The organism is Methylomonas koyamae (assembly GCF_006483455.1).
GTDB lineage: Bacteria > Pseudomonadota > Gammaproteobacteria > Methylococcales > Methylomonadaceae > Methylomonas > Methylomonas koyamae_B.
On sequence record NZ_PPPU01000006.1, the window covers coordinates 87,829 to 100,438 of the forward strand.

Genomic DNA, 12,610 nt, shown 5'->3' on the forward strand with positions numbered 1-12,610 from the left:
CGGGTGAGCCATCACGCGTGTTTTAACACGCGTCGGTCGGGAGCTGAAACGGTCGACCGCCCTTGATGGCGGGCTGGTCGAACCGCAAGCCGGCGGAGTGCGTTGCGAGTGCGGTTAAATCTGCGATTGCAGATAGTTTTCCAAACCGACCATTTCGATCAAACCCAGTTGTTTTTCCAGCCAGTGGGCGTGGTCGATTTCGGTATCGTCCAGCATCACTTTCAAAATTTCCCGGGTTTGGTAGTCGCGGACGCTTTCGCAATAGGCCATGACCTTACGTAAATCGGCCACCACTTTTAACTCGACCGCCAGATCGTTTTTCAACATGTCCGGCACCGTGGCGCCCACCGCCAGCGGTTCGCGTTTCGATAAATCCGGCGTGCCTTCCAGAAACAGAATCCGCTTGATCAGCGCGTCGGCGTGGTTGGTTTCGTCCTGGACTTCGTGGTTGATGCGATCGTACAGCTTTTCCAGTCCCCAGTTTTGGTACATCCGCGAATGGATGAAATATTGGTCGATGGCCGTCAATTCGCCGGCCAGTAATTCGTTCAAGTAGCTAATGACTTGTTTGTCGCCTTGCATGGTCTGCCTCCCGCTGAATGTCTGCAATTACGCTGCCTGCTATGGTAATACAAATAACCTAGCTCCGTATCCGGTTTTCGTCGTAAAACCCGCCCGCAGCGCCGGGTTGGGCGGGATCAGCGCTAGATCCGCAAGCCGGTTTCCGTGCCGAAAGCCTTGGTCAGATCTTCCGCTAACGCGTCGGTATTCCCGTCGGCGATGAATACCAGGCGCCCGTAGCGGTCGCTGCCATCGCGCGCTGGCAACACCTGGGGTGGATACAAGCGCTCCCCGGCTGCCTGCACCGCAACCGGCTCCGTACGGTCGGCGAGATAAACCACGCCTTTGATACGCAGCAATTCGGGGTGGCCGGCGAGCAGTGAACTGAGGATGGATTCCAACCTTGACCAGGCCGGTGCAGCTGCCAAGACCACGGACAGGCTGTTGAAGCCGTGCGCAATCGGCGCGGTGCCCGGTAAACGCCGCAATTGCGGCGTGTCCAGGCCGAGTATCTCCGCCGGAAGGTCCGTACCCGGTTGCAAGGTCAGAGTCGGCGTCGCCGGGGCCAAGGTGTGCAGGCGTTGCGCCAACGCATCTCGTTGCCCGGCAGCGGCCAGATCGGCATGCGTCAGCAGCAATCGGTCCGCCCATGCGACCTGGGCCACGGCTTCCGGGAAACGTTCGATTTGGTGGATCGCCGACGGGATCGCCAGCGTCGTCAGCACGGCCTGCAGCCGGTAGCGGCCGGCCAGCCAGCGCTCGCGCAACAGGGTATCCAGAATCGGCTCCGGGCTGGCGACGCCGCTGGTTTCGATCACGACGCGGGCGAACGGTTTGTCTGGCGCGGCGTCCCAGGCCATCCGCAAGTTTTTCAAGGTTGGTGCCAGCGCGCCTTTTACCTGGCAGCACAAACAGCCGCCGGACAGCACGGTCAGCGGCGTGTCCTGGCGTTGCAGCAAATCCTGGTCGACCGGCTCGGCGCCGAATTCGTTGATCACCACCGCGGTGTTGATACCGTCTGCGAGCAAGCGGTTCAGCAAGGTCGTCTTGCCGCTGCCGAGGAAGCCGGTAATCAACACGACCGGGATTTTGGGAAGAGGGGCGTTGGTTGCAGGTTTAAGCAAATCGTTTAGGTTCCGAGGTTGGTGACTTAGTCACTGAGGCAGCGGCCGGCCGGCGCTACATTGTAACCGCCTTGCGGCCGGCTGAGCCGGTCGAATAGGGCAACTCTAACAACAAGACGGTAGGTATCGGTTATGAAAGAACTCATTTTCGGTTTTGCTTCGAACATCCTGCAGATGAATCTGCGCGATCCGCACGACATCCCGTTTGCATTGCCGCTGATGCTGGCGGCGGGCTTGGGCTTTATCCTCGGCTTCATTTTTATCCAGTTGGTCGGTAACGAGCAGCGCCAACAGCGCGACGACTAATCGCCGGCGGACAGCATGTCGCGTAACGCGGCGGCGTCGACGATTTCGATGCTGCCGCGGCTTAAATTCAGCCAGCCCAGGCTTTCGAAACGCTTCAAATGCCTGGACACCACTTCGCGTACCGAGCCCAATTCCAGCGCCAGTTCCTGGTGGGTTTTCCGGATCGGATTTGTCTTCTCCGCCAACAGCGTTTGCGCCAGCCGCTGGTCGATACTGGCGAAACTCAAGGCCGCCATGCGTTTGATCACGTCGGCCAGCCGCCCCGAAAAATTGCGAAATACGAACTCGCGGAAAAACGCCGATTGCTGCAAACAACGCTGGAATACGTGGGCCGGAATCGCGAACGCGCTGATGTCGGTTTCGGTGTAACCCTCCGCCGGATAGGCACTGTCGCCGAGCAGGCAGGACGTAGTCAGTACGCAGGAATCGCCCGGTAACACCCGGTACAGCAATACCTCGCGGCCGTCGGCCGACAAAATCTGCGCCTTGACGCTGCCGGACAGCAGCAACAAATAATTGTCGCAAGCCTGGCCCGGATAAAACACCTGCTGCCCGGCCGGCACCGTCACCAGCGTCGCCGCCGCCATCAACTGCGCCACCACCGCATCCCCGCAACCGGCGAATTCCGGGAACTGGTCTTTCCAGGCGTTGGCGTGTTTGAGCATGGGGGTGTCGGGTGGTTATTGCATTTTGGGATTATACGGTGTCTGGGGTAGCCGATGGAGTTTGGTAGTTTGGCGAGATTTAACCGGGGATGGAGATGTTTGTTAGAATGGGCCGGGTTGTATTTCAGCTCGGAATGGGTGATATACGGAACTTTTTGATTACTAGTTAGGTAGGTGGGCAACCCCTCAGTGGAGAATTAACATGAACAGCGTCAACAAAGCTTTATTAATCTGTTCGACAATGATGGTTGCGCAGACTGCCTACGGGGCAATTATTCCGTTAGGTTCCCAATCTATATCCATGCGGGTTAATGCTTATCACAACAGTGACTCCAGTTCCCAATCGGGAACTGGAAGTCTGGGTATTGCAGACAGTGTTTTTGCAGGGGATGAAGTTGTTGAACGTAATCGGTACGGAGACACTATTCATTCAGTAAAGTTGACCGCAGACGCATTTGCTTTTGCTAGTCGTCTATCGATTGGCGCGTCGGCAAATGTCCATGTGACAGCTGCAAATGGCGTAACTGGTTTCTATGGAACGGGTGGTACTGCATTTAGTCAAGCCAGTCTTACTCGGTATTTTGAAGTAAATGCCCCAGGATTAACTGGTCAATATGGAACTATGGTTGTTCCTCTTTTAGTGTCCGGTAATATTCTGACGGGCGGGGCTTCTCAATTTGGTACAGCTGATAACCGTGCCTATGCACTTTTATGGGCAACGGGGCTTGCGGCAGATAACAACTGTAGGTCAGCTGCTGGTGCTTGTAACGAAGTAAGCAATTACGGTGGGCAATCATCCGCTTACGCAACAATACCAGGGACGCTCACCTTATCCATACCGGTTCGATTTGGATATGTTAATAACTTTAGCATGGAACTATGGGCTTCAGCAGATGCTACCGCAGTCGCGGAAAGCTATAGCACTGTAGGCTCGCTGGCGGAAGTAAATTTTCACCATACGGTTAATTGGGGCGGGATTTCAAACATATTGGACAGCAATGGTCATGTTGTAAACGGATGGACCATCCAGTCTGAGCCCGGCATAGATCTTACAGCCCCGGTGCCGGTTCCTGCTTCAATTTTCCTTTTTCTGTCTGGCTTGGGCTTGTTGGGTCTGAAACCCCTAAGGTGGAACGCGCCAGCGGTTCAGCCCGCGTAGGTACGATTAGGGGTAGCGTAATTGTACGTATGGTGCTGAATTGCCGCGACTGGTTTTAATGTCGGGTGTCGGCCCGACAGCCGAGTTTCTTTCTTTTGCTTGGCCGCGGCAATTGCTCCATGCGTTGCTCTACCTCCTGCATCCATGCAGCTCTGTAGGCCGGAATAAGCGCAGCGTTTCCGGCAAGTTTTTAAATTTGCCAGAAACGCCGTGCTCGTGGATTTCGCCGGAAACGCTTCGCTTATTCCGGCCTACAATGTTTGGAATGATTTACCCCCTCCGGAAGCTCGGAAAGGCCGATGAGCGATTATCGACGCGTTTACATACCCGGTGGCTGCTATTTTTTCACGGTGGTTACTTACCGGCGGCAACCGATTTTTGCTGACGAGCGAAATGTGGCATGGCTTCGGCAAGCGTTTAAAATTGTGAAGGCCAAGCGGCCGTTCGAGTTAACTGCTGCGGTCGTCTTGCCGGACCACTTACACAGTATTTGGCAATTACCGGACGGCGATGCCGATTATTCGACACGCTGGCAAATGGTTAAAACCGCCTTCTCTCGCCAGCTCTCGGCTCCGGTCAGAAGCGATGGCACCAAGACGGTCTGGCAGCCGCGTTTTTTCGAACATTGCATCCGCGACGAAGCCGATTTTCACCGCCATCTGGATTACATTCACTACAATCCGCTCAAGCACGGATTGGCAGATGCGCCGGCGAGTTGGCCGCACAGTTCCTTCCTTCATTTCGTCGCCCGCGGTTGGTATCCGCTAAATTGGGGCGACGGCGGTATCCCCGCCAGCGCGGATTTCGACCGCGAGTAACCGGCTGCCGCCACGCCCTAGCGATTCCCGTCGACCAAAACCCACTGAAATTATGCCAGTCCAAATACTCAAAACCTGCCTTGCCGTTCTGCTGCTCGCCGTTTCCGCGGCCGACCCGGCGCATTCCGAAGACCAAGCCTTGGCCAAGCTGTTTGCCGAGCAAGGCCTGGAGGGATGCGTAGTGATTTCCTCGGTGCGGACCGGCCGGACTTTTGTTCATAACGACGCCCGCGCCAACCGGCGCTTGCCGGCCGCATCGACCTTTAAAATCCTGAACACGCTGATTGCGCTGCAGGAACGGGCGATTGCCGGCAAGGACGACACTTTGCATTGGGATGGACAAATCCGCGATGTTCCGGACTGGAACCGCGACCAGACTTTGGCCTCGGCGTTCAAGGTGTCCTGCGTTTGGTGTTACCAGGACTTGGCGCGGCGGGTCGGTGCCGATGCCTATCGCCGCTATTTGCGGCAAACCGAATATGGCGAATTGCGCGAGTCGTTCGGGTTGACCGAGTTCTGGCTGGACGGCTCGTTGCGGATCAGTGCGGCGGAGCAGGTGGAATTTCTGCGCAAACTGGTTCGGCGCTCGCTGCCGTTCGATGGATTCGCTTACGACACCTTGCGCGAGATCATGCTGGCCGAGCAAACTCCGGATTATGCGCTGTGGGCCAAAACCGGCTGGGCGGCGCGCGTCGATCCGCAAGTCGGATGGTACGTCGGTTACGTCGAGAGCCGGGGCGAGGTCTGGCTGTTTGCGCTTAACATCGATTTGCGCGGCAAGGACGATTTGGCGCTCCGGCCAAAGCTGGCGCGCGCGGCTTTGGCAGCCAAGGGTATCATCGACTAGCCATCCACCCAGCGGTTACGCGTGGCCGGGTATCCAACCTTTCGCCGCTGAAAACGAGCCCGTCGGTGCATGCCGAAGTTCCTAAACAGCGGCTGCACCGACGATTGACACTAGACTGCTTTCACCGCATGCTGTGCGCCGCTGCTTTGGGCCGTTATGGTTGGCGTTCTCGGAACAACCCGGCGGACCGAGCAAACAGCCCATTGGATAAAATAACGAGAAGAGGACTTTCATGTCGATACGTAAACACGTGCCGATCGAACACGCCGAATGGTCGGTACAGCCGCCAGCCGACTGGGTGCAGCAACGATCCGTGGATTGGGCCTGGCGGCCCGGCGAGGGCCATGGCTTCGGTTATTTACTGATCGACGAGCAACACCATGTCGCTAGCCAGGCGCTCTATGCGCGTACCGTCAAGATGCTGATTTCGCTGTCGGCGGTGCAGACCCAAAGCCAGGTGGTGGTCGAGTTCGATCCGGCCGCCCAGCGATTGCAACTGCATGAGCTGGCGATTTGGCGCATGGCCGCCGACGGTGCCTGGCAAAAGCGCGAGCCGGTGGCCAAAGAGGCGTTTCTGCTCAGACAGCGCGAGCAACAATTCGAGCAGCAAATGCTGAAAGGCTATGTCTCGCTGGTGGCGTTGCTGGAAGACGTGCGGATCGGCGACGTGATCGACTTGTCCTGGACCCTGTCGCCGCGCGAACCGCTGCCGGGCCTGCGTTTCACGGCCCTGCATTTCCTGGCCTGGAGCGTGCCGGTGGCGACTTATTATCTGGCCTTGACGGCCTATTTCGGCCAGGACCTGCGCTGGCGGCTGCTGGTGCCGGACGCGGTTGCGGCGCCGGCCGAGACGGTGGCAGCGGATCGCGTCACCTGGCAATTCGAGCGGCCGCCGCTGTTTCAGGCCGAAGGTAACGTGTCGGGTGGGCATTGGCCGTTTCCGGTATTGGAAGCCACCGCCTGGCAGACGTGGGGCCAAGTCTCGGCCTTTTTCGCCGAACTTTGGGCCGACGCTGCAACCGAGGATTCGGCGAGTATCGCTGCGGAAGCCGAGCGATTAGCCGCCGGAAAAACCGCCGCCGACGCCGCGCTGGCCGCGTTGCGCTTCGTCCAAAACGAGATCCGCTATTTGAGCGTCGATTTCGGCCACGGCGCCGGCATGTTGCCGAACGGCGCCGGCACGGTGTTGAGGCGGAGATTCGGCGACTGCAAAGATAAATCGATCTTGTTGGTGGCCTTGCTGCGCGAGCTGGGTGTCGCGGCGCGGCCGGTATTGGTCGCCAGCACTTGGCGCGACGGCATCAAACGCTTGATGCCGTCCACGGCCTGTTTCAACCACGTTATCGTCATGTTCGATCTGGACGGCCAACGTTATTTCGCCGATCCGACCGTGGTCGGTCAGGGCGGCGATCTGGCACACCTGAGCGTGCCGCCGTTCGCGGCCAGCCTGGAAATCGATCAGGCAACGGCGGGTTTACTCGACTTGCCGCCAGCGGCGCTCGCCGAATTGACCTTGACCGAAACCTTCATACTGGATCGGCGCGGGGTTAACGGTGCCGTCGAGCAAGTGCTGGAAGCCGGCGGCTGGCTGGCCGACGACATTCGCGCGGCAATCCTCAACCAAGGCCAACGCCAATTTGCCAAACATCGGGCCGACGCCTTGCAGCAAAATTTCCCGGCACTGCAACCCAATCCGGACAGCCTGCAGATCGACGACGACAGCGACGGCAACCGCATCGCATTACGCAGCCGCCACGGCTTGCCGACCTGGGGCCAGACCGGACGCAAACCGCCCGACTTTTTCAGTTACGGCGCCCACGGCCTGTTTTTGGCGGTGGAAACCATCGATCCGCACCAACAGCGCGCACAGCCTTTCCAATTGCGCCATCCGCTAAGGGTCTGCCACAGCGTCGTCGTCCGCGGTAAAACGGTGAAGAAGCAGAAAGCCGGCGCGTTCCGCCACGAAGGGCCGGGCTTTCGTTATCGGGTCGATATCCAGTCGCGCCGGCGCGAAGTCCGTTTCGATTACCTGTGGGAAAGCACTGCTACCGAAATCGCCGCCGAACAATGGCCGGGCTATTGCCAGCAACGCGCCGTCGCCCTGGAACGGGCCGGCGCTTTGGTGCATACCCCGGCTTTCAAACCGCTGACTGCCGCGCTGAGCTTTTTTCCGGTTCTCGCCGTGGTCGGCGGCTTGGCGGCCGGCTGGCTCGGCAATGCCGGGAATAACAGTATCGTTCGCGAGGCCGGCGGTATCGAAGCGGCGGGTTCAAAAGCTTTCGAACATATCAAACGCAGCGAATTCACCCAGGCTTACGCCTTGGCTGCCGCCGTTCAGTCCAATTACCGCAACAATTTCGATTTTCAGATCATGTTTACTGAAGCCGCTCTCCGTACCGGCCATTTCGCCGAAGCGGAGCAGGCGCTGGAACAAGCGCGCAGCCTGCGGGCCGGCGACATCCTGCCGGAGCAATTGCAGGCGGCCTTATTCGAGGCGCGCGGCCAATTGCCGCAAGCGCTGGAATTGTTGAAACGGTTGGCAAGCCAGGCCGGCGCGCCGGAACGGGTATACGCCGATTTGGCGCGTATCGCGGAGCGGATGGGTGAATTCGGCGGCGCGCGGACTGCCTGGGAAACGGTGTTGGCGCGGCATCCGGCGGAGCCCGAGGCTTTGTATAGTCTGGCGCGGCTGATGTGGCTGGCCGGCGAGCGGGAACGCGCCGATAACCTGATTACCGGCGTGATCGCCTCGCAACCCGTGTCCAGCGCGGCGCTGGAGAGCGCCTTGGCGCGCTATTTCTCGGTAACCGGCCGGCCCGAACGGGCGATCGACCCGGCCCGCCGCGCCGCCGAGCGCGAGCCAGGCGACCCGTATTTGGCCTACAAGCATGTCAGGGCGCTGATCGAAAGCCGGCGTTACGACGAGGCTTTGGCGGTCGCGATCGGCGTTGACGAAAAATTTCCGAAACAGCCGATGGCCGCCGCGGCCTTGGCTACCGCCGCGGCAATGGCCAACGACAACCTGCGCGCCGAACCGGCGTTTAAAGAATGGGTGGAGCTGGCGCCGGATAATCCGGATGCGGTGTCCAGCTACGGCTTTTTCCTGCATCGCCTCGGCCGCGACCTGGAGTCGCAAACCGTGCTGGAGCAAGGAACCCGCAAATTTCCGTCCCACGGCAACCTGTGGCTGAATTACGCGGTAACCCTGGAAGCCCTGGGCGACGCAGCCGCCGCCCAAGCCCGCCAACAAGCCGCCCGCCTGATGACCGACGAACAGCGGGCGACCTTGGTGAGGTGATGGGGGTGTAGTGTTGATTTAACAAACGCACGTCATCCCGGCGGGGAATGCCGGAGGCTAGTTGCCAAGGATGGCGAGATTTTCCATATCCCTGCCGGAATGGTGTCTAACTTATGGTGGGGGGCTACCGCGCGATGCTTAGCGTCAGACCTTGCCGGAAACGTTGGCGCTTATTCCAGCCTACCAGGCTGGTAGAGCACGTTCGGCGATGAGTTGACCGCCGTGCTTCGGCTTTAGTGACCAGAGTGGAATGGATAGCCGCCGTCGTTATGATGACACGACCGGGACAGGCCTTTTAGTAGCCTCGATGGAATCGAGGGTGTTGGCTTGCTAGGAGCTTCATTAGTTGATCACATAACGCAAAGGTAAGGGGCGCGCCGGGTCAGCGAAGCCACTGGTTTTGATTAAAAAGCAATCCTTGAAAATCGCTAACACTCGGCGCGTCCGTTTGACCAACTTGTTAGCTTAATCTTTTGTAATGACAAAAGTTTCAATGGTAACTGCTTGTAATTGACTGGTTAACCGTTATAAGCATAGATAACTCTTCGGGCATTAGGAACCACAATTAATACTCCAATCCGGCCATAAGCAAAATAACTTCCTGGCTCTGAAATTGCCTTATTAATTTCATCTTTGATAGAAGAGTCTATTGGAATACCGAAACCATACACATTCAGGTAGTTTTCAATATTTTGCGTAGGGGGCGTTGAAATGGCTTTTTGATCAATTTCTGAGTCAGCCCAATTTAGGTCTAATTGCATCGGAGTATTTTGCCATTTTCTATAAAAAATCTGCCAGTTGCGACCATTTTCTGTTTTCTGGGGAAGCTTCGCAAAATATTCGATGCCAACTTTTTGTATTTCTCTGGCAATGCCGTCCGGCAGCTCATATACGATAATTCCCGTTTCGTTGCCACCGGGACCGAACCCCCATGATTCTTCATTGGAATAAATAATGGTTGAAACATTCAAGGCATCGGGTACAACACTCAGGTGATATTTCCACTCAGAAAATTTAAACCAAGCGAACGAAATTAATGCAATTAGAACGAATGAATACAGATACAGATTTTTTGTTCGGATAGCGATTAATACAAAAGCAAAGAAAACGAGGTAGTTTTTTGCCCAATGCATACAAAGAAGAATTGCAGCATTCAGCCCATGAAAGTAGATCAACGTAAAAAACAAGAATGCGCTGATCAGAATTACTATTCCTAGCGTACTTGGCTTCATTTTGTTGAGCTAACGTTTGAATTCACCGGCTTGCGCGGTTTTTTGCGCAGGTACGGTGGAATGATGGGTTGGGCGGCAGCTCAGCATACAGCCCAGATCGTTCGAAACTCTGGTTCAGGCAGTTCACCCGCAGCGGGCGGCAGGGCCGTCGGCTCCAGTGGAATCATCGATGAAATGCCGGTCATGTGCAGGGCGGAGACAAGAACACCCTCCCGCTCGACTATCTCAACAGAAAAATCTCGAGGCGCCTCAGAGCCAAAGACATACTCATTCGGCTTGCTTTGGAGAATGAACCACCAGCGGTCTCCGCGTCCCGGACGTCGCGCAAATTGTCTTGCGGCCAGCACGCGATCTGAAATTGCCACTTCGTAGAAGTGCTTCCCCAATTGCTCTAGCCCAATCTTGAGCAACATACGGCAAACAGCCAATGGCTCTGTGACCTCCGCAACTACCCGGAGTTCGCTTACCTCACCCGCAGATACTCGACAAGAAATTTCGTTGTCTCGTGGCTGGAGCTCCACAATGCCCGGCATTCCTGTTGCATGGGCAGCTCCAATTGAGGTGTCTGTGTAAGGTAATGCCCCCTTCTTTGAGGGGATGCCGGCTAAGACCCGAAAGCCGATGAATGGAAAGCTTCGAAGTGCTTTTGACTCGACCTTCTGACCGAAGTATTGATTACAGGCGTTGCACGTAACTCCCGGCCTACCAACGGGTGCGTTTCTGCCCCCCAGCGATTCTGGGACTACATGCGCAGTGGAACGCAGATCATCTTCGGCCGAGCAGAACATGCAAGTTACGCGCTCTTCGTTCATGACGTCCAACTAGGAATTAGACAGTTAACGGTATATCTTCTGGAATATGCGCGGCGATAAGGCAACGCATTGATGAACATCATGTGTTCTTTCTGTATATCGTTTTTGCATCGGTAAAATCGGGGTTTGAAATAAACTAAGCAGGTCTGAAAACTCTGTCGGTTAGATTCATCCGGCGAACCGGTTTCGGCGATGCTAACCCGATTTTTTGAATCAGTCTAATCAATGAACAGACCCGACAAGCCAACCGCAATACCTGACGCCTTTGCCATCCTGGAATGCCTCCGCCAAACCGCCGAGCAGACCTTGGAACGCAAGCGGCGTTTGGGCCATTACGCCGTGATTTGGCAGGATGGCCGAACGGTGTTGGTTGGGGACGACGCTCCTGAATCCGATACGGATGGCGATCCGAGCTTGTAGTGTTGCCGCCGAATTTCGCTAACGACCCGTTTAATTAGCCGCGTCAATTCCAGTCAGGCAAACGCCCGGCCATATCCGCTTTGCGGGCGATCAGTTTTTCCGCCAGGTTGAGCGTGCCGCCGTGGTCGAGGATGGTTTGGCGTATCGATTCGTCTGAAATACCTATCACCACCCGAATCGCGGCGGCGATGTCGGCCGGGGTCATGCCGCCGAACAGGGCGACGGCGTGCGGGTTGGCGGCGTCTTGGCGTAATTGATCGAGTTCGGCGACCCGGTCGGCGAAGGCTTTGCCTTTCGGGTCGCCTTGGGCGCGGAAGGCCAGTGCGCCGCCCAGGTCCAGCGTCAGCACTCGGCCGGCGGCCACGCCCTGGTTGTCGCCGTGGTATCCGGCGGCGTCCCAGTTGGCGGTCCAGGCGTGGACGCCGAACCAGCGCTGCGCCTGTCGGCGCTCGCCGGCATCGAGATGGGCGACGCAGGTCTTGTCGAGTGCGAGCCACTCGGTGGCGATCTGTTCCGGCGCTCGCGTGGCGACGTAAGTCAAGGTTGGTGCGCCAGCCAGTTGATAGAGCTGGGCGGCGAGCCATTCGTTGCGGGCGTGGGCAGGAGATTCCAAAGTTTTGACGTAGTAGCGCTTGCCGGATGGGTCTTCAAAGATGCCGGCCGGGTTGCTGCCCAGTTGTCCGCCCACCCGTTGCAGCGCGGCGGTGTCGATGGCCGGCAAATCCCTGCTAATCGCCATGGGCCGGCTCAGGGAATGGGCAGGGTGCGGCGGACCACGGCCAGTTGCGCCGGGGTTTCGATGGCGCCTTTACGCGCGCCGCGCACGGTTTGAATGGCAGCGTCCGGCGGCATGCCCAGTTCCGCCAGCAGGCGGGCGGCGATCATGCCGGCCCGGCCCAGGCCGCCCTTGCAGTGCACCAGCACGTCGCCGCCGCTGCGCAACAGGTCGCGGATGTCGCGGCCGTGGCTTGCCCATTGCTGCTCGAAATCGGGGCCGGGTACCGAAAAGTCGGCGATCGGCAGATGCCGCCAGTCGATGCCGCGGCGTTTGATTTCGTGGCCCAATTGCGGCACCTTCAGGGCGACCAGTTCCGCCGGTTCGACCAGGGTCAGCACCAGCTTGGCGCCCCAGGCGGCGATGGCGTCCAGATCGATGCCCAAGTCACGCTCCCAGGCGCCGGTATGGGCGAAACGGTCGTGCTTGCCGGGACAAAAGGTAATGCCGATCCGGCCATGGGCCGGGCTGGCCCGGACTTCGGCGATTTGCAATGGGTGGCTATGGCTGGTGCGCACGGTGGTCATGTTCGATCCTGACGAGTTAACGACGCTCGGGATGCGAGTTTAGCATGGCGCCGGGCCGGCGCTCGC

The 12,610-nt window shown here is 57.9% G+C and carries 13 protein-coding genes; 6 read left to right on the top strand and 7 right to left on the bottom strand.

Annotation, left to right across the window (positions count from 1 at the left end; translation table 11 throughout):
* Positions 1-114 precede the first annotated feature (114 nt).
* Complete coding sequence (bfr, locus tag C2U68_RS02880; RefSeq protein WP_140911000.1) at positions 115-582, bottom strand: bacterioferritin; 468 nt, start codon at positions 580-582, stop codon at positions 115-117.
* Between the two features lie 122 nt (positions 583-704).
* Positions 705-1,685 (bottom strand): CobW family GTP-binding protein, encoded by a 981-nt coding sequence (locus tag C2U68_RS02885; RefSeq protein ID WP_140911001.1) that lies wholly within the window; start codon positions 1,683-1,685, stop codon positions 705-707.
* Between the two features lie 132 nt (positions 1,686-1,817).
* On the opposite strand from C2U68_RS02885, the gene C2U68_RS21050 reads away from it, so the two are divergent.
* Positions 1,818-1,991, top strand: coding sequence for a hypothetical protein (locus C2U68_RS21050; RefSeq protein ID WP_186289476.1), 174 nt, complete (start codon positions 1,818-1,820; stop codon positions 1,989-1,991).
* On the opposite strand, the gene C2U68_RS02890 is transcribed toward C2U68_RS21050, so the two are convergent.
* Positions 1,988-2,656: a Crp/Fnr family transcriptional regulator gene (locus C2U68_RS02890; protein ID WP_140911002.1), complete on the bottom strand. Its 669-nt coding sequence runs from the start codon at positions 2,654-2,656 to the stop codon at positions 1,988-1,990. The genes C2U68_RS21050 and C2U68_RS02890 overlap by 4 nt on opposite strands.
* A 202-nt stretch (positions 2,657-2,858) precedes the next feature.
* Between C2U68_RS02890 and C2U68_RS02895 the strand changes: the two genes are divergently transcribed.
* From C2U68_RS02895 to C2U68_RS02910, 4 genes are all read left to right on the top strand, one after another.
* Positions 2,859-3,815 carry a hypothetical protein gene (locus tag C2U68_RS02895; RefSeq protein WP_140911003.1) on the top strand — a complete coding sequence of 319 codons (957 nt, stop codon included), beginning with the start codon at positions 2,859-2,861 and terminating at the stop codon, positions 3,813-3,815.
* A 299-nt stretch (positions 3,816-4,114) separates the two neighbouring features.
* Positions 4,115-4,633, top strand: a complete 519-nt coding sequence (locus C2U68_RS02900) for an REP-associated tyrosine transposase (RefSeq protein ID WP_140911004.1) — start codon at positions 4,115-4,117, stop codon at positions 4,631-4,633.
* Positions 4,634-4,697: 64 nt separating this feature from the next.
* Positions 4,698-5,480, top strand: coding sequence for a class D beta-lactamase (gene blaOXA / locus C2U68_RS02905; protein ID WP_409563842.1), 783 nt, complete (start codon positions 4,698-4,700; stop codon positions 5,478-5,480).
* Positions 5,481-5,712: 232 nt separating this feature from the next.
* Complete coding sequence (locus C2U68_RS02910) at positions 5,713-8,778, top strand: DUF3857 domain-containing protein (RefSeq protein ID WP_140911006.1); 3,066 nt, start codon at positions 5,713-5,715, stop codon at positions 8,776-8,778.
* Between the two features lie 518 nt (positions 8,779-9,296).
* Here C2U68_RS02910 and C2U68_RS02915 read toward each other — a convergent pair.
* Entirely contained in the window at positions 9,297-10,010 is a 714-nt protein-coding gene (locus C2U68_RS02915) for a hypothetical protein (RefSeq protein ID WP_140911007.1), read from the bottom strand.
* 80 nt (positions 10,011-10,090) lie between these two features.
* Positions 10,091-10,822 carry an HNH endonuclease gene (locus C2U68_RS02920; protein WP_140911008.1) on the bottom strand — a complete coding sequence of 244 codons (732 nt, stop codon included), beginning with the start codon at positions 10,820-10,822 and terminating at the stop codon, positions 10,091-10,093.
* A 225-nt stretch (positions 10,823-11,047) separates the two neighbouring features.
* Between C2U68_RS02920 and C2U68_RS02925 the strand changes: the two genes are divergently transcribed.
* Positions 11,048-11,242, top strand: coding sequence for a hypothetical protein (locus tag C2U68_RS02925; RefSeq protein ID WP_140911009.1), 195 nt, complete (start codon positions 11,048-11,050; stop codon positions 11,240-11,242).
* Between the two features lie 43 nt (positions 11,243-11,285).
* On the opposite strand, the gene C2U68_RS02930 is transcribed toward C2U68_RS02925, so the two are convergent.
* Complete coding sequence (locus C2U68_RS02930) at positions 11,286-11,981, bottom strand: hypothetical protein (protein ID WP_140911010.1); 696 nt, start codon at positions 11,979-11,981, stop codon at positions 11,286-11,288.
* Positions 11,982-11,989: 8 nt separating this feature from the next.
* Positions 11,990-12,544 (bottom strand): cyclin-dependent kinase inhibitor 3 family protein, encoded by a 555-nt coding sequence (locus C2U68_RS02935; RefSeq protein ID WP_140911011.1) that lies wholly within the window; start codon positions 12,542-12,544, stop codon positions 11,990-11,992.
* Positions 12,545-12,610: the final 66 nt, after the last annotated feature.

Bases quoted from the DNA above. Each gene is read 5' to 3' on its own strand.
- C2U68_RS02920 (WP_140911008.1), bottom strand. From the start codon at position 10,822: ATGAACGAAGAGCGCGTAACTTGCATGTTCTGCTCGGCCGAAGATGAT.
- C2U68_RS02925 (WP_140911009.1), top strand. From the start codon at position 11,048: ATGAACAGACCCGACAAGCCAACCGCAATACCTGACGCCTTTGCCATC.
- C2U68_RS02910 (WP_140911006.1), top strand. From the start codon at position 5,713: ATGTCGATACGTAAACACGTGCCGATCGAACACGCCGAATGGTCGGTA.
- C2U68_RS21050 (WP_186289476.1), top strand. From the start codon at position 1,818: ATGAAAGAACTCATTTTCGGTTTTGCTTCGAACATCCTGCAGATGAAT.
- C2U68_RS02895 (WP_140911003.1), top strand. From the start codon at position 2,859: ATGAACAGCGTCAACAAAGCTTTATTAATCTGTTCGACAATGATGGTT.
- C2U68_RS02935 (WP_140911011.1), bottom strand. From the start codon at position 12,544: ATGACCACCGTGCGCACCAGCCATAGCCACCCATTGCAAATCGCCGAA.
- C2U68_RS02930 (WP_140911010.1), bottom strand. From the start codon at position 11,981: ATGGCGATTAGCAGGGATTTGCCGGCCATCGACACCGCCGCGCTGCAA.
- C2U68_RS02915 (WP_140911007.1), bottom strand. From the start codon at position 10,010: ATGAAGCCAAGTACGCTAGGAATAGTAATTCTGATCAGCGCATTCTTG.
- C2U68_RS02900 (WP_140911004.1), top strand. From the start codon at position 4,115: ATGAGCGATTATCGACGCGTTTACATACCCGGTGGCTGCTATTTTTTC.
- bfr (WP_140911000.1), bottom strand. From the start codon at position 582: ATGCAAGGCGACAAACAAGTCATTAGCTACTTGAACGAATTACTGGCC.
- C2U68_RS02890 (WP_140911002.1), bottom strand. From the start codon at position 2,656: ATGCTCAAACACGCCAACGCCTGGAAAGACCAGTTCCCGGAATTCGCC.